This window comes from Mangrovivirga cuniculi (assembly GCF_005166025.1).
In the GTDB taxonomy this organism is placed as follows: Bacteria; Bacteroidota; Bacteroidia; order Cytophagales; family Cyclobacteriaceae; genus Mangrovivirga; species Mangrovivirga cuniculi.
Genome location: NZ_CP028923.1, coordinates 1,684,585 through 1,706,167, shown reverse-complemented (window position 1 = coordinate 1,706,167; position 21,583 = coordinate 1,684,585). Strand labels below are relative to the sequence as shown.

The 21,583-nt window shown below is 37.4% G+C and carries 26 protein-coding genes; 3 read left to right on the top strand and 23 right to left on the bottom strand.

Annotated elements, in window-relative coordinates; all coding sequences use genetic code 11:
- Window positions 1-24: 24 nt before the first annotated feature.
- The 23 genes from DCC35_RS07655 to DCC35_RS21195 all read right to left on the bottom strand — a co-directional run bounded on the left by DCC35_RS07655 (window position 25) and on the right by DCC35_RS21195 (window position 19,106).
- Window positions 25-714, bottom strand: coding sequence for a hypothetical protein (locus DCC35_RS07655; protein WP_137090225.1), 690 nt, complete (start codon window positions 712-714; stop codon window positions 25-27).
- Between the two features lie 19 nt (window positions 715-733).
- A complete protein-coding gene (locus tag DCC35_RS07650; RefSeq protein WP_175402755.1) occupies window positions 734-1,021 on the bottom strand; it encodes a DUF983 domain-containing protein in 288 nt (95 codons plus the stop codon).
- Window positions 1,022-1,094: 73 nt separating this feature from the next.
- Complete coding sequence (locus DCC35_RS07645) at window positions 1,095-1,343, bottom strand: hypothetical protein (protein WP_137090223.1); 249 nt, start codon at window positions 1,341-1,343, stop codon at window positions 1,095-1,097.
- Window positions 1,344-1,355: 12 nt separating this feature from the next.
- The gene (locus DCC35_RS07640; RefSeq protein ID WP_137090222.1) at window positions 1,356-1,895 is read right to left on the bottom strand and encodes a DUF420 domain-containing protein; all 540 of its coding nucleotides are present in this window, start codon (window positions 1,893-1,895) and stop codon (window positions 1,356-1,358) included.
- A complete protein-coding gene (locus tag DCC35_RS07635) occupies window positions 1,888-2,442 on the bottom strand; it encodes a hypothetical protein (RefSeq protein ID WP_137090221.1) in 555 nt (184 codons plus the stop codon). The genes DCC35_RS07640 and DCC35_RS07635 overlap by 8 nt, the downstream gene beginning before the upstream one ends.
- Before the next feature lie 9 nt (window positions 2,443-2,451).
- On the bottom strand, window positions 2,452-2,823 hold the full coding sequence (locus DCC35_RS07630) for a cytochrome C oxidase subunit IV family protein (protein WP_137090220.1): 372 nt from the start codon (window positions 2,821-2,823) through the stop codon (window positions 2,452-2,454).
- A gap of 26 nt (window positions 2,824-2,849) precedes the next feature.
- Window positions 2,850-3,605, bottom strand: coding sequence for a cytochrome c oxidase subunit 3 (locus DCC35_RS07625; RefSeq protein ID WP_137090219.1), 756 nt, complete (start codon window positions 3,603-3,605; stop codon window positions 2,850-2,852).
- Window positions 3,606-3,624: 19 nt separating this feature from the next.
- Window positions 3,625-4,230, bottom strand: coding sequence for a cytochrome c oxidase subunit 3 (locus DCC35_RS07620; protein ID WP_246070183.1), 606 nt, complete (start codon window positions 4,228-4,230; stop codon window positions 3,625-3,627).
- 2 nt (window positions 4,231-4,232) lie between these two features.
- On the bottom strand, window positions 4,233-5,039 hold the full coding sequence (cyoE, locus tag DCC35_RS07615) for a heme o synthase (RefSeq protein WP_317128997.1): 807 nt from the start codon (window positions 5,037-5,039) through the stop codon (window positions 4,233-4,235).
- Between the two features lie 79 nt (window positions 5,040-5,118).
- On the bottom strand, window positions 5,119-5,367 hold the full coding sequence (locus DCC35_RS21210; protein ID WP_137090217.1) for a COX15/CtaA family protein: 249 nt from the start codon (window positions 5,365-5,367) through the stop codon (window positions 5,119-5,121).
- An 11-nt stretch (window positions 5,368-5,378) separates the two neighbouring features.
- On the bottom strand, window positions 5,379-6,140 hold the full coding sequence (locus DCC35_RS07605) for a COX15/CtaA family protein (RefSeq protein WP_246070181.1): 762 nt from the start codon (window positions 6,138-6,140) through the stop codon (window positions 5,379-5,381).
- A 27-nt stretch (window positions 6,141-6,167) separates the two neighbouring features.
- Window positions 6,168-8,048 (bottom strand): cytochrome c oxidase subunit I, encoded by a 1,881-nt coding sequence (locus tag DCC35_RS07600; protein ID WP_137090216.1) that lies wholly within the window; start codon window positions 8,046-8,048, stop codon window positions 6,168-6,170.
- Between the two features lie 17 nt (window positions 8,049-8,065).
- Entirely contained in the window at window positions 8,066-9,142 is a 1,077-nt protein-coding gene (locus DCC35_RS07595) for a cytochrome c oxidase subunit II (protein ID WP_137090215.1), read from the bottom strand.
- Between the two features lie 22 nt (window positions 9,143-9,164).
- Window positions 9,165-9,896 carry a hypothetical protein gene (locus DCC35_RS21790; RefSeq protein WP_317128996.1) on the bottom strand — a complete coding sequence of 244 codons (732 nt, stop codon included), beginning with the start codon at window positions 9,894-9,896 and terminating at the stop codon, window positions 9,165-9,167.
- Between the two features lie 44 nt (window positions 9,897-9,940).
- Window positions 9,941-10,558 (bottom strand): hypothetical protein, encoded by a 618-nt coding sequence (locus tag DCC35_RS21785; protein WP_317128995.1) that lies wholly within the window; start codon window positions 10,556-10,558, stop codon window positions 9,941-9,943.
- A gap of 8 nt (window positions 10,559-10,566) precedes the next feature.
- Complete coding sequence (locus DCC35_RS07585) at window positions 10,567-11,196, bottom strand: c-type cytochrome (protein ID WP_137090214.1); 630 nt, start codon at window positions 11,194-11,196, stop codon at window positions 10,567-10,569.
- A gap of 10 nt (window positions 11,197-11,206) precedes the next feature.
- Entirely contained in the window at window positions 11,207-11,734 is a 528-nt protein-coding gene (locus tag DCC35_RS07580; RefSeq protein WP_137090213.1) for a DUF3341 domain-containing protein, read from the bottom strand.
- A 5-nt stretch (window positions 11,735-11,739) separates the two neighbouring features.
- Window positions 11,740-13,104, bottom strand: coding sequence for an NrfD/PsrC family molybdoenzyme membrane anchor subunit (gene nrfD, locus DCC35_RS07575; protein WP_137090212.1), 1,365 nt, complete (start codon window positions 13,102-13,104; stop codon window positions 11,740-11,742).
- Window positions 13,105-13,131: 27 nt separating this feature from the next.
- Window positions 13,132-16,272 (bottom strand): TAT-variant-translocated molybdopterin oxidoreductase, encoded by a 3,141-nt coding sequence (locus tag DCC35_RS07570; RefSeq protein WP_137090211.1) that lies wholly within the window; start codon window positions 16,270-16,272, stop codon window positions 13,132-13,134.
- A gap of 37 nt (window positions 16,273-16,309) precedes the next feature.
- The gene (locus DCC35_RS07565; protein ID WP_137092608.1) at window positions 16,310-17,632 is read right to left on the bottom strand and encodes a c-type cytochrome; all 1,323 of its coding nucleotides are present in this window, start codon (window positions 17,630-17,632) and stop codon (window positions 16,310-16,312) included.
- Window positions 17,633-18,064: 432 nt separating this feature from the next.
- Window positions 18,065-18,724, bottom strand: coding sequence for an SPL family radical SAM protein (locus tag DCC35_RS21205; protein WP_246070180.1), 660 nt, complete (start codon window positions 18,722-18,724; stop codon window positions 18,065-18,067).
- Window positions 18,697-18,870, bottom strand: coding sequence for a hypothetical protein (locus tag DCC35_RS21200; RefSeq protein WP_246070177.1), 174 nt, complete (start codon window positions 18,868-18,870; stop codon window positions 18,697-18,699). The genes DCC35_RS21205 and DCC35_RS21200 overlap by 28 nt, the downstream gene beginning before the upstream one ends.
- A gap of 92 nt (window positions 18,871-18,962) precedes the next feature.
- A complete protein-coding gene (locus tag DCC35_RS21195; RefSeq protein WP_246070175.1) occupies window positions 18,963-19,106 on the bottom strand; it encodes a hypothetical protein in 144 nt (47 codons plus the stop codon).
- Between the two features lie 655 nt (window positions 19,107-19,761).
- Between DCC35_RS21195 and DCC35_RS21490 the strand changes: the two genes are divergently transcribed.
- The 3 genes from DCC35_RS21490 to DCC35_RS07545 are packed head-to-tail and all read left to right on the top strand — an operon-like array spanning window position 19,762 to window position 21,436.
- Entirely contained in the window at window positions 19,762-19,902 is a 141-nt protein-coding gene (locus tag DCC35_RS21490) for a universal stress protein (RefSeq protein ID WP_137090210.1), read from the top strand.
- Window positions 19,903-19,904: 2 nt separating this feature from the next.
- Window positions 19,905-20,606 carry a universal stress protein gene (locus tag DCC35_RS07550; RefSeq protein WP_137090209.1) on the top strand — a complete coding sequence of 234 codons (702 nt, stop codon included), beginning with the start codon at window positions 19,905-19,907 and terminating at the stop codon, window positions 20,604-20,606.
- On the top strand, window positions 20,603-21,436 hold the full coding sequence (locus DCC35_RS07545; protein WP_137090208.1) for a universal stress protein: 834 nt from the start codon (window positions 20,603-20,605) through the stop codon (window positions 21,434-21,436). The genes DCC35_RS07550 and DCC35_RS07545 overlap by 4 nt, the downstream gene beginning before the upstream one ends.
- The last annotated feature ends 147 nt before the right edge of the window (window positions 21,437-21,583 follow it).

The window sequence follows — 21,583 nt, the reverse complement described above, 5'->3', positions numbered from 1 at the left end:
AGGTTATCATACCTGCTGGCAATGCTATCCCCTGTTATATCCTTTTACTAATAGGGTGATATAAATAGTAATAAATATTGCAAAGGAAATAATAGACACAAACATAAAAAAATCCGCAACTCCGAAATGTATCCTGTAGGAAGGTTGAAAAGCGACACTGAAAACCTCATTATCATTTAATTGAATAGCGTAATACCCTTCCTGATCAGAATCGGTTGAAATACGGATGTCATTGTTTTCAAAAATTTGAGGATTAGCCCTGGGGCCGATATACGCATTATTTATTTCACTCTTTTCAAAAAGAGGAATATAAAATACCAGTTTAAATTCATTCCTGAGAAAAATATAGGTTAAATACTCTCCATTATTATTGGCTACCAGGTTAATACCCGGAGTCAGATCAATATTTTCGTAGGGCAAATATTTGGAAGTAGACCAGTAAACCGGCTCATTATTTTCGTTAAGAATAATAAGAGGTCTATCAACTCTATCATTTAATTTATCAAATGAAAACCGAATCGAATCATTTGAAGCTGGTAGCTCCGCGTAAAGGCTTTCTATATCAGAAATCGCATCGCTTATGTTGGTAGTTACTCTCTCTACATAGTAGGATTCATTCTGTTTTTGGTAGTCATAAACAAACCACAATACAGAAAAAATAAGAATACTGAGGACAGCCAGAAACAGGCTTAAAAATTTATTTGAATATTTCATTACTAAACTAATTTACAGTTTAGCAATTTTCGTGCTGAATTACACGATTGGGATCAAATTTTATACCTCCAACCAAATATAAATAGATGGTTCTCGAAAATCTGAATATAATCGGCATTAATATAACAGAAATTACTGGAAGTGTTATCAGATAGTAGATCAGGTCAGGATCGAAAATAACCTTTAAAAAGAGTGAGGTTGCAACAAATAAAGCCACAACAAAAGCATAACTTATATACATCGCCCCGAAATAAAAACCCGGCTCAATTTCGAATCTCAATCCGCAACATGAACATTTATCATTCATCTTGGCAAATTTAGAGATTCTGTAAAAAGGGTATTTATATAATTTCCCTTTACGGCATCGAGGACAGCGTTCTTTAAGAATAGCTGCTATTAAGCTTATTTCGGACATTTCGTTTACTTGTTCTGTACCATAAAAATGCAATCACCCCAATGGCTATATATGGAGTCAGGAATAAGTAAAGTATACCAGTATTCAGGTTTGAAGCCAGGCTTCCACCATCTTCGCTTACATTCGTTTCGAGTGTTGCAGCACACATTGAGCATTGTGCTTTTGCCAGAAAACTAAATAGAAATAAAAACGATGTAAATAAGACCCTTTTCATACTTCAAAATACTTAAAAACTATAATAAGGACTAATCATTAAATATACTATGACTCCTGTTACAGAAACATATAGCCAAACAGGATATGCCCACCTTACTATACGTTTATGTTTCTCATAACGTTTTGTAAAAGCATAAATTAAGCCTAATAATACGAGTGGTACTTCTACTATTGAAAGTAAAATATGGGAGATCAGCAGGAAATAATAGATGTATCTAATCGCTCCTTGTCCACCATAAGCAGTACTTGATACTGAAGAATGATAAATTATATAGGACACGAGGAATATCACTCCCAGAGCTAACGCTGAAAGCATCATTGTCTTATGTTTAGCTATATCTCCTTTTTTAATAAAGTAAAGCCCAAGAATCAATATAATTGCTGTAGCTGAATTTATTACTGCATTTAATCCAGGTAATGAGTAAACCCATCCTTTATCAGCAGCTAAACCCAGGTCAGCATAAAGTAAATATGCAACTAATAATGGTACGACAACAGACACAACACCTACAAACCACTGGGTAGGTTTATTAATAGTTCCACTATTCATAATTCGTTAATAATATTTGAATTTCAGAAAAAAGTCTATCAATCTCCTTCCTATCATTAAGTTCGAAATAGCCTTTAATCACCTTATCTTCATTAATTAAAACCCCATATGGATTATTAAGACTTTCTTCTTTAACTATTAAATCGCAGTAAAGTTCTTCCATTTCCTCAGAATTAACACACTGTATATTGTCAATACTATAGGTGTTTTGAAGACATAAGGATTCAGGAAGTATTTGCTTGAAGGAAACTGGCATTTCGTAATACGCATTAAACCAGGATTCCCAGGTAGATGTTAAACCAGAATGAATAACAGGATCTGAATTTAACAAAAACACATTAATTGAATCGTTACTAAAAAAAGAATGAGATACTCTGTACTGGCCAGATGTCTTTTTAACACAATTGGACAGAACAGAATCAACACCATTTGGATAGTAAGTTTGAGTGTCGAAGTGATTTCTCCCGAAACTATGGAGAAAAACAAAAATAAAAGCCGGCACAGCTAGTATTACGAGCAGTATGCCGACTTTAAAAGTTTTATTCATATATGAATGTTATTCTTTATTCTCAACAGGTATTTCTGTTTTAGTTTCATCAGAAAACTTAGTCTGAAAAATTTCAGCACTTTCTGTTCTCAATGCAACCAGTAACCAGATAACAAAAAGTAGAGGAAGCATTATCGACCAGATAAGGGATTTCGTCTCATACTTTAAGTGCATGAATTCTGATACGATATAAAATGCCTTAACTAATGTTAATCCGATAAAGAAAGAGAATAACAGTAATCCTCTAGGGAAAACATAAGCTGCTCCTACCTCTACCAGTGTAACTACAGCAAGAATAGCGGTAACCCTCCAGATCTTTTTGATCGTTTCTTTGTTCTTAGGGGCCACTTCTGTGGTATGTTCTGTATGTATATTAGCCATGATAATTAGATTCTGCCTTTAAAAATTTAGATAAGGTAAAAGAACGTGAATACAAATACCCACACAAGATCAACAAAGTGCCAGTAAAGACCAACTTTCTCAACCATTTCGTAGTGGCCTCTCTTCTCATACGTTCCAACTACCACATTATAAAATACGATAAAGTTTAATACTACACCACTAAATACGTGAGTACCGTGGAATCCGGTAATAAAGAAGAAAAGATCAGCGAATCCCTGAGGTCCGTATTGATTCTGTACAAGATTAGCTCCAAAGAATTTTGTAGCGTCAGCAACACCTTTCAGGCCTTCTTCTTTACCTGTTATAAAGTGTGACCACTCCCAAGCCTGGCAACCAAGGAAGGTAAGACCTCCAACAATTGTCCATAGCATCCACTTTTCAACGTCTTTTCTATCATTTCTATGACCGGCTTCAACAGCAAGTACCATGGTCACAGAAGACAAAATCAGTATGAAAGTCATTATTGATACGAATATCAATGGTAAGTGAAGTCCATGAAGGAAAGGCACACCATCAAATACGTAATCAGGAATAGGCCAGTATTCAGTAGAGAATTTAAATACCTCACCATGTACTTCAGGATCATATTGAGGATAGCTGTAACGAATTACACCATATGTGATTAGTAATGCCGAAAAAGTAAATGCATCCGACAATAGGAAAAACCACATCATTAATTTTCCGTAACTAGCCTTCATCGGTGGCTGCCCACCACTCCATGTGCTTTTCGAAGGCGATTTGATTGTTGCTGTTGTAGCCATCTAATTTTATTTTAGATTATTAATAATGTTGCAAAAATAAATATAAAAAAATCCAAAGTCCACCTAAAAAGTGCCAATAAGTTGTACCAATCTCCAATCGTACAAGTTTCTCTTTGATATTTTCTACTTTAAATGTATCTAAAAGTATAACTAAAAGAACTATTAACGCACTTATAAGGTGAAAACCATGAACTCCGGTAATTACATAAATAAATGATCCACTAACATTATTAGGATCAGAAAAATGAAGATTCATATCTACTAAATTCCCATAACCTTTCAGTTGCATAAATAAAAATGCAATTCCAGCTATAAAAGTTAATATAATATAAAACCTTACTTGTAATTTTTTATTCTTTGTAGTAGCATAATATGCGAGTTGCATAAAAATACTACTCAATATTATAATTCCTGTACTATACAAAAATGTCACAGGTAAATCAAAAGGTATCCAACTTCCCTGGCCTTGCCTAACAATATAAGCGCTAGTATAAGCCGCGAAAATCATAGAAACTGTTATTAAAAACAGCCACATTGCAAATTTTTGCGGATGCATATTCAGGATGCCTTTCGACTCCCTGGTTATTTTTAATTGTCCTTCCATATTTTCTTTCTCCTTTTCCATATCTAAACCTTATCCAACATAAATGCTATCTGCACAACCGGCAGGTATATAAAAGAACCAAACATTATTTTTAAAGCAGATTTTCTGCTTGTATCAATCATTAATTTAAAGGTCTGCGCCAAAAATAAGACACCACACACAATTGCTACAATGGCAGAGTCTATTCCGGTGATTCCAAACTTAGCCGGTAGCAAACTCAATGGCAGCAAAAATAATGTATAAGTCATTATCTGAACAGCTGAATTAAAATCTTTACGACCTCCATTTGGTAATAATTTAAAACCGGCTCGTTTATAATCATCATCAGCAACCCAAGCTATCGCCCAGAAATGCGGGAATTGCCAAATGAACTGAATTCCAAAGATTACTAATGCTTCGAAAGTAATATCTCCTGAAAAAGCAACCCATCCGATAAGCGGTGGTAAAGCTCCTGGAATTGCTCCTACAAATACAGCTATCGGCCCCACTCTTTTAAGTGGCGTATATACAAAGCTATAAAGAAGCATGGATATAAATGAAAGAAGAACTGTTAATGGGTTTGTATAAATATATAGCATTACCAGGCCGGCAATACCTACAATTAATCCATAAATCAATGCTTCATAAGATGATATTATTCCGAGAGGTAAAGGCCTGGTTTTAGTACGGTTCATCATCGCATCGAGATCTTTTTCAATGATCTGATTAAATATGACTGAAGCACCTGAAACTAAAAACCCTCCGATTGACAGCATACTTAGTATGAACCAATCAACAGCTCCGTTGATAGCTAATACGTACCCAAAGGCTGATGAAAAAGCTACCAGCATAGACAGCCTCGGTTTCAATAGCATAACAAATGCCCTAAAGCGAACTGAAGCTGTATTAGTATTTATTATTTCTGCCGAATTATTCATGGACAGTTATTACTTCTTTCTTTTTATTAACGATCTGTATGATCCAATACTGAATTCCAACCATTAATGCTGCACATACAAGATGTATAGGCTGCATCAATGCCGGGATAGCGAAATATGCCATAATAGCCCCGGAAATGATCTCCACTCCTATTATTACAAGAACAATAGTTAACCACTTCCAAAAACTCCCGGAGGTGCGTCCCAGCTTGTAGCATATCCATGCAACATAACAATGCACCACAAAGATAACTAAAGAAAACTTCTGTGAATATAAAACCCAAGTCCTAATTCACCGATCCATAATTCTCTTTGACTATTTCCGAATGCTAATGCAATTTCATCAATACTTTCACGAATCTGTGTCCCTAGTACTATCTGAACAAACGACAGTATTAATCCGACCCAGAGAATCACTTTAAACCTGGCAGGTAAATCAACCTCATCATGATCCATGACTTTAAAGATAAGTCTCTCTAAAATCAATACTATGAATAGAGCCAGTAACATATGAACCGTGATCATCCATGGCATAAGGTTAGTGGAAACCACGATGCTTCCTATCCAACCTTCAATTCCAACTAGAATAAAGGCAAGAAAAGCCAACCAAAAGTATGCTTTCTTATTACTGAAGGCAAACGGAACAGAAAAGACAAGAGTAGCAAAGATAAACAGACCTATTACCACTCCGACTAGTCGGTTCACATATTCAATCCATGTTTTAGTTGGATTGAATGGTTGTTCTTCCAGTACCATCGGATCATTTGAGATGTCATATGCTAATGATGAAAACCCAAGAGCATTTAGATATCCAGCAAGTTTCTTATTTTTCTCTACCCTCTTTTGGGTATAGTAATTCTCATATCCTTCGGGAAGTTGTTCTTCACTGGTAGGCGGAACCCATTGTCCAAAACATTTTGGCCAGTCAGGGCACCCCATACCTGCTCCGGTAGAACGAACTATTCCCCTACAAGAATGAGTATATAAACAGAAAATACGGTGAGTACACCGCATTTTCTGAATAGATTAATATATTTAGTCTTATTCTTTAGTTTCGTCAACTTCTTCTACTCCACTTTCCTTCTCTAAAGCAGCAAGCTCATTTTCGAAATCAGTATTAGATTCCGGAGTTTCAGAATATGGTACTGTCTGAGGAATGTAATCTTCAGCTGCACCAGGCTTACTGTAATCATAAGGCCAACGATAAACTGTAGGTATTGCACCAGGCCAGTTTCCATGACCAGGCTCTACTGGTGTTGTCCACTCTAAGGTATTAGAATGCCATGGGTTCTGAGGTGCTCTTCTTCCTCTGTAAATACTATAGAAGAAATTGAAAAGGAAGATGAACTGAGCTACAAATGTTATAATAGCTGCTATTGTAACGAAAGCATTCAGATCCTGGAATATGTTGCTGAATGTTTCGAATGAACTCCATGTATAATATCTTCTAGGGAATCCGGCAATACCAATATAATGCATTGGGAAGAATACCAGGTAAACCCCTGCAAAAGTTAACCAGAAGTGTACATAGCCCAGTTTAGCATTGATCATTCGACCAAACATTTTAGGGAACCAGTGATAAACTCCGGCCATCATACCGAAGAATGCTGCACTACCCATTACAAGGTGGAAGTGAGCAACTACGAAGTAAGTATCGTGTAACTGAATATCAATAGCCGAGTTACCAAGGAAAATACCTGTCAGACCACCTGAAATAAACAGGGAAACTAGTCCTATTGAGAAAAGCATACCAGGTGTGAACACGATATTACCTTTCCATAGTGTGGTCAGATAGTTAAATACTTTTACAGCAGATGGAACCGCAATCACAAGAGTTAATAGCATGAATACACTACCTAAGAACGGATCCATACCCGATACGAACATGTGGTGTGCCCATACAATAAATGAAAGGAATGCGATACCAAGAAGTGACCCAACCATAGCTCGGTAACCAAATATTGGCTTTCTGGCATTTGTTGAAATTACTTCTGATGTGATACCGAAAGCCGGCATAATCACAATATATACTTCAGGGTGCCCCAGGAACCAGAATAAATGCTGGTATAAAACTGGTGAACCACCTTGTTGAGGTAAAGCTTCTCCACCGATATAAATATCAGATAAATAGAACGCTGTACCGAAGCTTCTGTCAAATATTAATAGCAACGCGGCAGCAAAAAGAACCGGGAATGAAAGCAATCCGATCACAGCTGTGATAAAGAAAGCCCAAATTGTAAGTGGAAGTCTTGAAAAAGACATTCCTTCAGTTCTCAAGTTAATTACTGTAGTTATATAGTTAATACCACCTAATAAAGTAGAAACGATAAACAACGCCATTGCAACCAGCCACATAGTCATACCAAGACCGGATCCCGGTATAGCTTGCTCTAGTGCACTTAATGGAGGATATACTACCCATCCACCAGCGGCCGGACCAGTTTCAATAAATAGTGAAGAGAACATAACCACACTGGAAGCAAAGAAGAACCAGTATGAAAGCATGTTCATGAATCCACTAGCCATATCTCTGGCTCCAATCTGTAATGGAATCAGAAAGTTACTGAAGGTACCACTCAATCCTGCAGTCAATACAAAGAATACCATTATCGTACCATGCATTGTGACTAGAGCCAGGTAAAACTCAGGGTCTAATCTTCCTTCAGGAGTAATCCATTCACCCAGCATCGGTTTCATCCATGAAATATCAGCTTCAGGGAAACCTAACTGAATCCTGAATATCAGGGAGAGTGCACCACCAATTAGTGCCCAGAAAATACCTGTCATCAGGAATTGCTTACCAATCATTTTATGATCGGTAGTAAAAATATATTTTGAAATAAACGTTTCGTGATGTGCATGATCATCATGATGTTCGTCATGAGAATCGATGTGCACGTTTTGTGTTTTAACTTCAGACATTGTCCCTAATTTTAATCTTAAAGTGCTGCTTTAACAGATAATTTCTCTTCGTTCTCCTGACCTTCTTCAGCCAGTTTTGGTAATTCGAATCGTTTCCCTTTTCCTTCTGTGAAATAGTCCTGATTCATATTTACCCATGTCTTTTGCTCACTTGCCCACTTATCATACTCTTCTTTAGTAAGGACTTCTACTTCCATTCTCATTGAGAAATGACCTCTTCCGCAAATTTCAGTACAAGCCATTTCATATTTGAAATCAGGATTTTTTGTTTCAGCCCTAACTTCCTCTGTAGTTTTCGTCGCCACAAAATGAAAGTTTGTCGGCATACCTGGCACAGCATCCATCTTCACTCTGAAGTGAGGTAAGAATACGCTGTGTAGTACATCTCTTGCCCTGATATTTAAGTTTACAGGAGTACCTTTAGGAATTACCAGTTTTAATGGCATGAAATCATCAAGAGCGGCTTTATCATTAAAGTTAACTCCGAACGCATTTACATTATCTATCAACTGATAATTATAATCTCCCAGTTCACCATCGTCGCCAGGATATCTTACTCCCCATGCAAACTGATAACCCATTACTTCAATATTTATAGCTTCTTCAGGTGCTTCGGCAGTCATATCATTCCAAACAAATAGACCGCTAAGAATCAATACCGTTAATGCAATAGCAGGAACGATAGTCCAGGCTAATTCGAGTTTAGTATTGTCAGGATAGAACAATGCTTTTTTCTTTTCACTAAATCTGTATCTCCAGCCATACCAGAATAACAGAATATGTGTGATAACAAAAACTCCTCCAGTAACAAGCATTGTGATCCAGAATAATTCATCCGTCCTAACTCCGTGATCTGAAGCTACAGGAAGCTTGTAATCTTCATAACTTGCCCAGGAATAATAAAATATACCTCCTAAAAACAACAATCCGAAGATTGGCATTAAAAGGGCATTATTAAAATTACTACTTGAGGCACGTTTCTTATCGGAACCTTTCGCAACGTCAACCAGGGTGATTACTCTGAATACAGTAATTAGAATCACAAGTATCAGAATCGCTCCGAAAGCCCCTAATATTAATAACGTATTATCCATTTTATCGAGTGTTACAGTTTAATTAAATATGATGATGTAAACTTTCCTCCAACATCGGATGGTTTTTCGGTACTAACGGATATTTAGCCAGGCTAGTTAGTGCTACAAAAGTAAATGCTGCACCAAAGAACATAGCTGAACCAATTTCCATCAGGCCAAAAGTACCATTCTCTTTCAATACACCTGGTGTTATCATCAGGTAAAAGTCAATCCAATGACCCGCTAAAACTGCAATACAAGCAATTTTCAAGAATGTCATATGACGTTTAGAATCTCTTGTCATTAGGAACAAGAATGGGAAGAAAAAGTTTATGATTAAATTGAAATAAAAGAACGGTGCATATTGATGACTGCTCATTCTCTCAATAAAATAAATTGTTTCTTCCGGAATATTCGCATAATAAATCAATAAGAACTGAGAGAACCAGATATAGGTCCAGAAAATACTGAATGCAAAGACAAATTTCCCAAGGTCATGAAGGTGGTTACTATTAACTACAGTTAAATAACCAGCACCCTTCAATAAACAAACTATTAATGTGATAGCTGCTAATCCAGTTACCCACCAGCTGGCAAATACATACCAGCCAAACATAGTACTGAACCAGTGAGTGTCTATTGAAAGAACCCAATCCCATGCAGATACAGAACTTGTTACTGCAAAGATCACTAAGAATACAGCACCTTGTTTTACTAATTTATGCCAATACTTTGTATTTGGATCTAAATCTTCCTTCAATGCTGTTTTACGCATTGTAACGAACATGTAGTACCAAAGTGCAAAGAATAATACTAATCTTACAAACCAAAAATAGGGAAAGGATAATCTCCCGATGGCTCAGTTGGCCAAAAGAAAAATGCCGCTTTACCATTTATAATTGAATCAAACAAAGGACTTGATTTGTCATATAAATATCCGTGAGTCCAGTGAAATATTTCATGGCCTCCCCAGAAATATCCTACAAGCATTAATACAAATGCTATAGGCAACCAGGTTCCAAATGACATTGGTATTCTAAGTATTCCTGCCGACCATCCTGATTGGGAAACATATTGTATTGCAAAAAAGAATACTCCAATAATTGCCAGACCAGTAAAATACATATTATTAATCCACAGATCAGCTTTTAATCTGTCTGCCCAGCTAAATTCTCCATGAGACTCAGCTCCATGAGAAGCTTCACCCGGACTGTCTTCTGCATCCAAAGCATGATCTTCACCATGTTGATCCTGGTCCTGAACAACTACTTCAGCAACTGCTTCATGTGATTCTTCACCATGATGATCTCCTGATGAAGTTGTGAAAATACCGGCTATCATAAGCAATAAGCCTGCGATACCGACGATAAACACCTTTTTCTTCAGGGAAGAGGTGAAATTAAATTTTTCGTCAAGGTTGTGATTTACAGCTTGCATTTCTTTTATTATTTCTTTTGCAGAATTTGTACGTAACGAACAATTTTCCAACGCTCTTCCTGGCTTATTTGAGAACCATGAGCGCCCATACGGCCCTTACCATGAGTTATTACATGGAATATATGACCAGCAGGTTTATCCTTCACACCCATTGAAGAATAACTTGTGATACCGGCAAATACTTTTCCAACTGTACCCGTTTCACCACCTTTTCCTTCAGGTCCATGACAATGAAGACAAAAACGGTCATATAGAGCTCTACCCTGTGTGATTATTGCATCAGTAGAATCAATAGGGTTAGACAGAGTTCGTGCAGCCAGATCAAAACTATCCTTAGGAATTTCATAAGGTAGTGGAGCAGTTCCAGTATATCTGACAGTGTTATCTGCAGGTTTACGCATAGTCATGTTATGCGGATTAAAAGGGTTTGAATTATAAAATTCACCTAATGAATCCTCGTCACTGCTTAACCAGTCTCCAGCTTCCTCATTTGTGATCTGAGATAATGGTTCGTAGGGCTTTGTATGATACATCTGAGGTGCATATTCAACGCCCGGATTATCACCATCTGCAGAGCATGAAGCCAATACTGAAATGGCAACTAACGCATAAAAATATTTTTGTATTGATGACATCATTCTCGATTGTTTATTCAAAGCTTTTCTCATTAACTTCTGAAGCACCCGCTTCACTCAGGATAGTTCGAATTTCTTCTACTGACTTTTTATTATCTGCCAGGTCAATTGCCATAGCAAATTTATCATCAGTACTTCGTATATCGAATATCTTTGGTTTTGCCCATGGTTTCAGATTTCTGGTGACGAAAAATGTACCAACCATACCAAAAGCGGTAAGTAGTACTGTTAACTCGAAAGTAACCGGGATAAAATCCGGCAATGCTAAAAAGTCTTTACCACCAATTATCATTGGCCAATCCCAATACATCATTCCAATCTGCATTACCAAAGCCAGGGTAGTACCTGTCAATCCAAAGAAAAATGCGATCATTGGCAATTTTGATTTACTATAACCCAGTACATGCTCAAGTCCATGAACAGGGTAAGGAGTATAAACTTCTTCAATTTTAACTCCTGCTTCTTTTATTTTGGGTACTCCTGACATTACATCGTCTTCGTCAGTGAATATACCTACCAAGTAATTTTTTCCTGTATCCATCGATCTTAAGCTTTGCGTTCAGAACTAGATTTCAAAACAGATTTCACCTCAGCCATGTTGATTACTGGGAAGAACTTCGCGAATAGGAAGAACGCCGTAAAGAACAGACCGAAGGTAAATAAGTAAACTCCCATATCTACCCACGTTGGAGTGAACATTGCCCAACTCGATGGTAGGTAGTCTCTGTGAAGCGAAGTTACGATAATAACGAAACGCTCAAACCACATACCGATATTCACGATTATTGATAATACGAAAGTAGAGACAATACTCGTTCTGATCTTTTTGATCCAGAAAAGCTGTGGAGAGATAACATTACAAGTCATCATTGACCAATAAGCCCACCAGTATGGTCCGGTTGCCCTGTTAATGAATGCATATTGTTCAAAAACAACACCGGAATACCACGCCATGAATAGCTCTGTGATATAGGCAACACCAACAATTGAACCAGTGATTAGAATCACTATATTCATCAATTCGATATGGTTTATTGTTATATAGTCTTCCAGGTGATAAACTTTTCTGGTTATCAACATTAAGGTCAATACCATTGCGAACCCAGAGAAGATCGCACCAGCAACGAAGTAAGGCGGGAAGATCGTTGTATGCCATCCAGGTATAACTGAAGTAGCGAAGTCAAACGATACAATAGTGTGTACAGAAAGTACTAGTGGAGTTGCAATACCTGCAAGTATCAATGATACCGCTTCGTAGTGCATCCAGTTTTTAGCACCTCCGTCCCAGCCCATGCTGAGACCGCCGTATATAGCTTTACTTATTTTGTTCGTTGCTCTATCACGGATTGTAGCGAAATCAGGAATTAAACCAATGTACCAGAAAACTAATGATACAGAGAAATAAGTTGATATCGCAAATACATCCCAAAGAAGTGGTGAATTAAAGTTCACCCAAAGAGATCCGAATGTATTTGGTAATGGTAGTGCCCAGTATGCTCCTAACCATGGTCTACCCATGTGAAGTACCGGGAACATAGCAGCACAAATAACGGCAAAAATCGTCATCGCCTCTGCTGCACGGTTAATAGATGTTCTCCATTTTTGTCTGAAGAGCAATAGAATTGCAGAAATAAGCGTTCCTGCGTGACCAATACCAACCCACCATACGAAGTTGGTAATATCCCATGCCCAGCCGACTGTTTTGTTAAGACCCCATGCACCAATTCCTTCCCACAGCGTTTCAACTACTGCATAAGTACCTACTATCAGTACAAGGAAAGAAAAAGTAAATGCGGCTAACCAAGTCTTTGGTGGCTTTTGTTCCACATACTGGCATATGTCCTGCGTTACGTCGTGGTATGACTTACCACCCGTAACCAAGGGCTTTCTTACTGTTGAAGTAACCTGCATAATTTATTTACAATCTCCGGGTTAAACTTAAGCTTCGTCTTTATTTCTAATTTTAGCAAAGTAGAATACATTAGGATCTACTCGAAGTTCTTCAAGAACAGCGTATGCTCTTTCCTCTCCGATCTCCATTCCATCTGCATCATTCTCTACTTCTCTTATTTTCAATAAGTTGTGGATCTTAGAATCCTCATTCTTAAGGTCTCCAAATACAATTGCATCTGAAGGACATGCCGCAGCACAGGCAGTTGTAACATCTTCGTCATTCGGACGACGACCTTCTGTTTTAGCCTGTAACTTACCAGCCTGGATTCTCTGAACACACATAGAGCATTTTTCCATAACACCTCTTGCTCGAACAGTTACATCAGGGTTAAGAACCATCTTACCTAATACGTTGTCCATTGAAGTGTTCTTATCGAACTGCTTGTTGTCATGGTATTTGAACCAGTTGAACCTTCTTACTTTGTAAGGACAGTTGTTAGCACAGTAACGAGTACCGATACATCTGTTGTAAGTCATCTGGTTAACACCTTCAGTACTGTGAGTCGTAGCAGCAACCGGACATACCGTTTCACAAGGAGCATTATTACAATGCTGGCACATCATTGGCTGGAATACAACTTCAGGATTGTCTGCCGCATTTTCTAGCTCGTCATAAGAATCAGCAGATTCTGGTGAGCTATAGTAACGGTCGATTCTTATCCAGTGCATCTCACGACGGTTAAGAACCTCTTCCTTACCTACTACCGGGATGTTATTTTCAACCTGACATGCTATATGACAAGCTGAACAACCAGTACATGAGTTAAGGTCGATAGCAAGACCCCAGTGGTGGTTGTTGTAATCATGCCCATTCCATAAAGTAATCGCTTCAGGTCTTTTTAAACCTTCAGAAGTATGGAATTCTGGGTGATCAACAACGCTTTTAGGATCCTTTTTATATTGTTTAAGAGTAGCTTCTTTAATAATGCTATCTCTTTCCATTACGGTTTCATGAGTCTGAGTTTGTGCTATTCTGTAAGTATTACCTGTTGGTTCTACAGAAACTCCCTCTGTTACATTAAATGATACGAATTCATTTTTAACAGCAAGAAGAGGATAAGCATTTACTCCAACTTCATTTCCTACCTTACCAGCCTTCTGACGACCATATCCTAATGCAAGTCCCATTGTTCCTTTAGCCTGTCCTGGCTGGATAAGAACCGGTACTTCCATAGTTTGTCCGCCAACTTTTAGGGTAGCTGTAACAGTTTGTCCTTCCTTCATATCTAACCCATTGTCCCGGGCGAAAGACTGAGAAACTGTCAGGTAGTTATCCCATGTTGCTTTTGTGATCGGATCAGGCATTTCCTGTAACCATGGGTTGTTAGCCATGCTACCATTACCTGTTCCATTTGTATATAGTACAAGCTCGACATTCTTACTCGAGGCTTTGTAATTCTTCTTTATATTTGATGCTACAGCTGCAAGGTTTGCATTAAACCCGGTAGAAGTCTGCGCTTCACTAGTAGCGTCTTCATCAGATTCAACTGCTTCTGTAACTTCAGCCATCTCTACATTTCCGGTATAAACACCTTTATGTAAAGTCTCGTTCCAGAAATTATCGAAATCACCTGATTCAGACTGATTAGCGAATGGCCCTTCCTGCCAGTTTTTTCTTAAGAAGTCATAGTAAGAAGTGTTGTCTCCTGACCATACAAGGAAAGACTCTCCTGCATTTCTGGTTTTAAACAGCGGCCTGATAGCAGGCTGACCAAGAGTAAAATGACCTTTCATAGGCTCGGCATCGTTCCATGCTTCAAGGAAATGATGATCCGGAGCAATATATTGAGTCAATGAAGAAGTTTCATCAACAGTACCATTAGTTGAAACTGAAAGATCTACTTTAGGTAAAGCAGAAGCAATCTGGTTTCCTTTTGGATGGTTGTAAACCGGATTAGCATTATAGAAGATAACAGCACTGTATTCTCCTTTAGCCAAACCATTTACAAATGCGTTCATTTTCCTGTCATTACCTAATCTGTAATAAGCAGGCTTATCAATGTTGATAGTTGAACCGTAGTTTGTAAGTAAGTTGTTTATTGCATTTACAACGATCTGAACATCTGGATCATTTGAACCCGCAATTACTAAACTCTTACCTTTTGCTTTCCACAGATCGTTTGCAGCTTTCTCTAGATTGGCTACTTCAGCTCCTGATACACCTGAAAGTGGAGAAGCCCCAGCTTTTCTAGCTAATAAGTTATAAAGCTGCCCAACTACAAATCCTTCCTGAGAAGGTTTGATTGGAGTTCTGTAGTCTGCATTTGCACCAGTTAAAGAAAGATTTGATTCAAACTGGTAATGACGAGCCATTTCAGGATTGTCTTTACTTACTTTACGAATCTTACCGTAAGCCTTAGAGAACTGTCCTGAATTACTTCTTGAACCAAGGAAATCAGAGGCTACTGAAACAATAACATCTGCGTTTTCAAGGTTGTATGAAGGTACTGCGTCAACTCCGAATGTCGCTTTATGTGCGGCCATCACTCCGTATTCAGAGATCGGGTCATACATAACATGCTCTACATTCTGATATTTATCAGCAAATTTGTTTAATGCTTTTTTAAGAGATGGTGAATTAACTGTTTCACTAACAACAGCAATTTTACCACCACTAGCCTGAATTGAAGACAACTTAGATTTTACTTCAGCGTCAAGCTTTTCCCAGGTGATATCAGCTTCTCCTTTTTTGGGATTCTGAAGTCTGGCTGTATCATACAGATTCAACACAGAAGCTTCAACCTGTCCAGTGATAGCACCACCTGACACACCATGCTTGTTACCATCTAATTTGATCGGACGACCTTCACGGGTCTTTACAACCACACTATAAACATCACCACCATTAAAGTAGGTAGATGCATAGTAGTTAGGTATTCCCGGATCAACATCAACCGGTTTGTTCAAGTATGGAATTGCTTTTCTGATAGGAGCCTCACAAGCTGCAAGAGATGCTGCTGCGATGCTGAATCCCATCATTTTAAGGAAATCACGACGTGATCTCGAGGGTGCATCTTCACCTTCACCAGGGACTTCTGGAAATTCGTTCTGTGCATTCTTAACAAACTCAGTATCGTTTGTCAACTGCTCAAGGCCTTTCCAGTATGTTTTGTTTACTTTTTTCATTTCAATCTATCTATATCTAGGGAAAGAAATTCTTTAATTAATAGTGACATTTAGAACATTCAAGACCACCGATATCCTCAACAGTCATTGGTTCATCTGTCTCTTGATTGTGTAATTCAACGAGTTTATTGTAGTAGTCATTACCACCTGCATTAACAGCGGTCTCACGGTGACAGTTTATACACCATCCCATTGTTAACGGAGCATATTGATATACTACTTCCATCTCTTCGATCGGACCATGACAAGTCTGACACTCGATCTCTCCAACTTCAACGTGTTGCTCGTGATTAAAGTAAGCTAAGTCAGGAAGGTTATGAATACGAATCCACTCAATTGGTTTATTTTCCTCGACAGCAGCATAAATTTTTTGTATTTCCGGTGACTCTGTTTTAACAACTGAGTGACAGTTCATACAAATATTAGCTGAAGGAATATTCGCATTTTTACTTTTTCTCACACCTGTATGGCAATAATTACAATCAATTTCGTATTCACCAGCGTGCAATGCGTGAGAGAATGCTATAGGTTGTGTCGGCTGATATCCCTGCTGAATACCTACAGTATATAAAGCATCGATAGCTGTCTTAGCAACTACGGCAATAAAAATCGCTGTGATAATTGCCAGGAATACTTTATTAGTTGCAAGATCCTTAAAGCTAAACTTTTGTTCGATTACTTCTCTGTCGGCCTCATCAAGATCCTCTTTGTCTTTAAGATACTTAACAAGGATATTAACAATCAGGATTAATACAACTAAGATCAGAACAAGTACAAAGATCAATACGCCAAGAATAACAGACATATAAGTACTGCTTATTCCTGTTTGTTGAGCAGCATTTGGATCCTGAGGATCAACCACAGTTGTTTTTTCCTCTGGCCCATTAATAGTTTCCTGCTGTATATAAGCTAAGATGTTCTTTACCTGCTCTTTTTCGAAAGGGAAAGACGTCATAACAGTTGGCTTATATTCTTCCCAGAGCTGTTCAGCATATGGGTCGCCAGAAGCAATAACTTTTTGTGAGTTGTAGATGAAATTGTGAAGCCATTCTATCGATTCTTCTCCTTCACCCGGAACTCGTTCGTAAACATTTGCCAGAGCAGGTCCAACTAACTTAGTGTGGATGTTGTGACAAGTTTTACAGTTTCCTTCAAATAATTCCTGACCGGCTGATATTGAAGCCTGATCCGTGGGAATCCCAGGGAATTTTTCTCCTCCACCTGAAGCAGCATCATCTGCAGCAGCTGTTTCCTGTTGTTCACCACCCGCAGCAGCATCACCTGCAGCAGTAGCCGAGTCTTGCTGGGCATACGCCACAGTACCCGACAGAATACAAATTAGGAACAAAAAGTTCCTCATTTTGCAACCCAGAGCCATTTTCTTTTCGTTTAAGTAATTGATTATACTCATTTCAGTATACTACATCCTTTAAAATCGCTACAAATCTACTATGCGAACGCTTGTTTTCAAACAAAGAGGTTTGACAAAATACTTTTAAATCATACATAATTTCTTGCATTTTGCTCAAAACAGTGCTTTTCAGCGATTTATTAGTCTTTTCTAATATGAAAGCTATTTAATTTAGAATTGTTTTAAATAAGATTCCTGGTATATTGTTTTGTTTAACTTTTCAAAGAAAGCCTAATAAGTATGACTCATTACAATAGTTACAATTAACTGATGCGATAATTACGAATATGAGTTATTTAATCATTTAAGAGACTGATTGATAAAAGCTTAAACAAAACATCAATTGTTGTTTTATATGAATTTTCTTACATGAAAATTACATCAAAAATCTAATTTAAGTGTTCCGCCTTTCCTGAATGAATTAAGATTAAAGGCCGGCATAGTTCTGTCGGGCATGTATTTGTTTATACTTGATTGAAAAGATTGCCTGATAATTTCTGCTATAGGACCATCACCTTTAATTCTCCTGCCCCATTTCAAATCTGACACGTCTCCTCCGTGCAAAGTCTTAACCTGGTTGATCACTTTTTTATACTTGTCGGGAAAGTTTTGTTTTAGCCACCGATCAAAAACCTGGTAAACAGGCTTGCTTAACCTTACTACAGTATAGCCAACCTTAATGGCTCCGGCCTGAGCAACAGATTCAACTATTTTTGGTATTTCGGTATTATTCAGTCCCGGAATAACGGGAGCCACCATCACACCAACAGGAATATTCCTTTCAGAAAATTTCCTGATAACTTCCAGCCTTTTCCTTGAAGTAGCTGTCCTTGGTTCCATTGCTCTTCTAAGCTCTTCATTCAGCGTGGTTATACTTATATATATATGGCACAAATCTTCACTTGTTAATTCTTCAAGTATATCAATGTCTCTTTCAATCAGAGAATTCTTAGTAATTAAGGAAACGGGATGTTTGTATTTATTAAATACCTGAAGAAGTGCCCTTGTTATCTTTAGTTTTTTTCTACTGGCTGATAACAATCAGTATTACCAGACAACATTATAGGAGAAACTTTCCATGAAGGTGCCATCAGTTCCTTTTCCAATAGTCGGGGTGCATCTTTTTTAATTATTATCCTTGACTCAAAATCGAGTCCGGGATTCCAGCCCCAGTATTCATGACTCATTCTGGCATAGCAATAACTGCATCCATGCTCACATCCCTGGTAAGGGTTGACTGAAAAATCCAGCCTGAGATCCGGGCTATTGACCTTATTTATTATTTTTTTGGATTATCGTTATAATATTTTGTATTTACTACATCACCTGAATCAAAAATATCTATCCCATCTGGTTCGAATAAACCAATTTTCTCTTTATAGAATCGGTTATTAAAATTAAAATCTGATCCTCTACCCTTCATTTAGCAATGATACTAATTTTTTTAGTAAACTAATATTTTTAGCAAATTTATATTAGGTGATATTTATTACACTCGAAAGGTAGACCTCGTTTTTTTCATGGAAAAAGACAATAAGGGCCTATCTTTACAAATGTGAAATGAAAAGAGAAGAGAACATGGAAAAAGCTTTTGATAACGCGAGATTTGTAAGAATATATTCACATGAGATGGATCAGATGATCAGAATATATTTTAATTGATACAAATCATTTTTTAACTGAGAAGTTGATTTTTTTAATCTAAAGATTTTTTAAACTAAGCCATTTTTTAAACTTAACGATTTTTTGAACTATACCTGTACCTAAACTTGTACGATTTTTTTGAATACCCGGGCATTAAGTCCGGGTATTTTTGTTTTTGGAATACGTTGGTAAAAGTCTTTTGGTTTACTGATTCTTATCAGTTGCATAGCTTGATAATTAGTCCTTTGTAAACTATATTTAATTAGGTAATGAAACTGACAGAATAGAGTGATTACCAGATTGATATTTCACTTTCCGCTGCAGTCTATCATTTATTACGCTTTTTAGGCGTTAGCTGATTAAATAAACTGAAAAGTTAGATCTATCACAATTACGGGGATCAGTCCGTAAAACCAATTAAATAAAAGACAGCAATGGTCATCAAAAAAATATTAATTCCAATAGACTTTAGTACTTGCTCATTAAATGCAGCAAAAGAGGGAGTCGCCTTAGCGAGAACGATGAATGCACAGGTAGTACTTTTACATGCATACCGTATTCCTGTTACGGGGTAGAAATGGAATCCGGAGTTGCAGTAGACCCGGAACTGCATAAAGAAGTTAAGGAAGATGTTGATAGGGAGTTTGAGAATCTGGAAGAAAAAATTCCGGAATTAAAAAAAGTGACCTTTCAATTAAAGTCTACCTATGATTTTGTCAACGACGCAATAGAAGATGCAATAGAAAGCGAAAATATTGAACTCGTTATTATGGGCACCAATGGGGCTAAAGGAATAGATGAGGTACTTATAGGCAGTAATGCGTATAACGTTATAAAAACAGTTAAGATACCTATTATAATCATTCCCGAAGAAGCTTCTTTAAAAAGTCTCAAGACAATCGTTTTTACCAGTGATTTTCGACATGTACCAAAAAGAGAAACTATTGCTTTCCTAATAGACCTGGCTAAATTCGTCGGGGCAAAAATTCATATTTTACATATTGACACTGATGGTGTCACAGGTCTCGACGAAGAGGAGCGGTTTGAGGCTAAACAACTGGCTTTGCACTTCAAAAGCATACCACATGAATTTAAATATTTGGAAGCAGAAAAAGTTGAAGAAGGAATTCTTTCTTTCACAGAAAAAACCGATGCGGATCTTCTAGCTGTTATGCCACGAAAACATGATATAATAACTAAATTATTTAAGCGTAGCATTACAAAACAATTAGCCTTTCACAGTGAAATACCTCTTTTAGTTATACAGGCAGATAGATGAAAATATTAGTTCCAATTGATCTTAATGAAGCTGCAATACCTTCTTTAAAAGCAGCTTCTCTGATCGGTAAAAAAATTGAGAATTGTGAAATAATGATTCTTCACGGTACCAACGCGCCATTTCCGATGATGGATGTTGCCAATACCTTTGACCGTTCAATTATAGACGAATATCTGGCTGAGGCAAAAAAGAAATATGACAACATCGTCAAAGACATTCCAGAATTAAATGAATCGAAAATTGAATTTAATCCGGACCTGGCATTTGCTCTAGAGGCTATTCTAGATAATATCAAATCTTTTCGCCCGGACCTTCTAATTATGGGAAACCCGGTAAAATATAAAAACAAAAAACCGATCTTGGGCAATACAATTACCGATGTCCTTCACACAGTTACCCAACCTATACTGATCATTCCAGAGGAGCAGGAGAATTTTGATTTCAGGGAAGCAGTGTTCAGTTATGACTTCAAGCAAGTTAAAGACAACCAGAACATGAGAGTATTTAATACTTTAAGTAAGGCTTTTGGGTTTCGGGTTCATGTTATGTATGCAGGTGAAGATCTGGAACATCCTTCCGAAAAGGAAATCAAGGCTGGATTGGTTCTTGAAAACATTTTAAAAGACTCTCCTCATTCATATCATTTTGTACCTTCAGCAAAGTTTACCCCGGCATTAGAAGAATACCTCGAAGAGAATAAAATAGACCTTGTAGTAAATTTGCATCGCGAAAAAGGGTTCTGGCAAAATTTACTCGGAAAAAGTAAAAGTCACTATCTCGCCACCCACATCAGAAAGCCCTTACTTATATTGAATCAGGACAAAGATTAAGGAGCTTACTTAGTGAAAATCAAATAATTTGGTTAATTTTGCGCTCCGCTCAGGTGAGCGATTCTGTAAACTATTGGCTTACAGAATATTGTAAAATAAATGGCATAAAAAGCAGCCCGGGTTTTATGCTGTATAAACGGGTGATTT

Excerpts from the sequence above, each read along its gene's own strand:
- DCC35_RS07625 (WP_137090219.1), bottom strand. The coding sequence starts at position 3,605 with ATGGCTACAACAGCAACAATCAAATCGCCTTCGAAAAGCACATGGAGT.
- DCC35_RS07580 (WP_137090213.1), bottom strand. The coding sequence starts at position 11,734 with ATGGATACAGGAAAAAATTACTTGGTAGGTATATTCACTGACGAAGAC.
- DCC35_RS07600 (WP_137090216.1), bottom strand. The coding sequence starts at position 8,048 with ATGTCTGAAGTTAAAACACAAAACGTGCACATCGATTCTCATGACGAA.
- DCC35_RS07635 (WP_137090221.1), bottom strand. The coding sequence starts at position 2,442 with ATGAATAAAACTTTTAAAGTCGGCATACTGCTCGTAATACTAGCTGTG.
- DCC35_RS21195 (WP_246070175.1), bottom strand. The coding sequence starts at position 19,106 with ATGAAGGGTAGAGGATCAGATTTTAATTTTAATAACCGATTCTATAAA.
- DCC35_RS07595 (WP_137090215.1), bottom strand. The coding sequence starts at position 9,142 with ATGGATAATACGTTATTAATATTAGGGGCTTTCGGAGCGATTCTGATA.
- DCC35_RS07545 (WP_137090208.1), top strand. The coding sequence starts at position 20,603 with ATGAAAATATTAGTTCCAATTGATCTTAATGAAGCTGCAATACCTTCT.
- DCC35_RS21200 (WP_246070177.1), bottom strand. The coding sequence starts at position 18,870 with ATGAGTCATGAATACTGGGGCTGGAATCCCGGACTCGATTTTGAGTCA.
- DCC35_RS21490 (WP_137090210.1), top strand. The coding sequence starts at position 19,762 with ATGGTCATCAAAAAAATATTAATTCCAATAGACTTTAGTACTTGCTCA.
- DCC35_RS07550 (WP_137090209.1), top strand. The coding sequence starts at position 19,905 with ATGGAATCCGGAGTTGCAGTAGACCCGGAACTGCATAAAGAAGTTAAG.
- cyoE (WP_317128997.1), bottom strand. The coding sequence starts at position 5,039 with ATGCTGGTAGCTTTTTCATCAGCCTTTGGGTACGTATTAGCTATCAAC.
- DCC35_RS07565 (WP_137092608.1), bottom strand. The coding sequence starts at position 17,632 with ATGAGGAACTTTTTGTTCCTAATTTGTATTCTGTCGGGTACTGTGGCG.
- nrfD (WP_137090212.1), bottom strand. The coding sequence starts at position 13,104 with ATGCAGGTTACTTCAACAGTAAGAAAGCCCTTGGTTACGGGTGGTAAG.
- DCC35_RS07605 (WP_246070181.1), bottom strand. The coding sequence starts at position 6,140 with ATGCGGTGTACTCACCGTATTTTCTGTTTATATACTCATTCTTGTAGG.
- DCC35_RS07640 (WP_137090222.1), bottom strand. The coding sequence starts at position 1,895 with ATGAATAGTGGAACTATTAATAAACCTACCCAGTGGTTTGTAGGTGTT.
- DCC35_RS07655 (WP_137090225.1), bottom strand. The coding sequence starts at position 714 with ATGAAATATTCAAATAAATTTTTAAGCCTGTTTCTGGCTGTCCTCAGT.
- DCC35_RS07645 (WP_137090223.1), bottom strand. The coding sequence starts at position 1,343 with ATGAAAAGGGTCTTATTTACATCGTTTTTATTTCTATTTAGTTTTCTG.
- DCC35_RS21790 (WP_317128996.1), bottom strand. The coding sequence starts at position 9,896 with ATGCGTAAAACAGCATTGAAGGAAGATTTAGATCCAAATACAAAGTAT.
- DCC35_RS07630 (WP_137090220.1), bottom strand. The coding sequence starts at position 2,823 with ATGGCTAATATACATACAGAACATACCACAGAAGTGGCCCCTAAGAAC.
- DCC35_RS21785 (WP_317128995.1), bottom strand. The coding sequence starts at position 10,558 with ATGCAAGCTGTAAATCACAACCTTGACGAAAAATTTAATTTCACCTCT.
- DCC35_RS07650 (WP_175402755.1), bottom strand. The coding sequence starts at position 1,021 with ATGAATGATAAATGTTCATGTTGCGGATTGAGATTCGAAATTGAGCCG.
- DCC35_RS07620 (WP_246070183.1), bottom strand. The coding sequence starts at position 4,230 with ATGGAAAAGGAGAAAGAAAATATGGAAGGACAATTAAAAATAACCAGG.
- DCC35_RS07570 (WP_137090211.1), bottom strand. The coding sequence starts at position 16,272 with ATGAAAAAAGTAAACAAAACATACTGGAAAGGCCTTGAGCAGTTGACA.
- DCC35_RS07585 (WP_137090214.1), bottom strand. The coding sequence starts at position 11,196 with ATGATGTCATCAATACAAAAATATTTTTATGCGTTAGTTGCCATTTCA.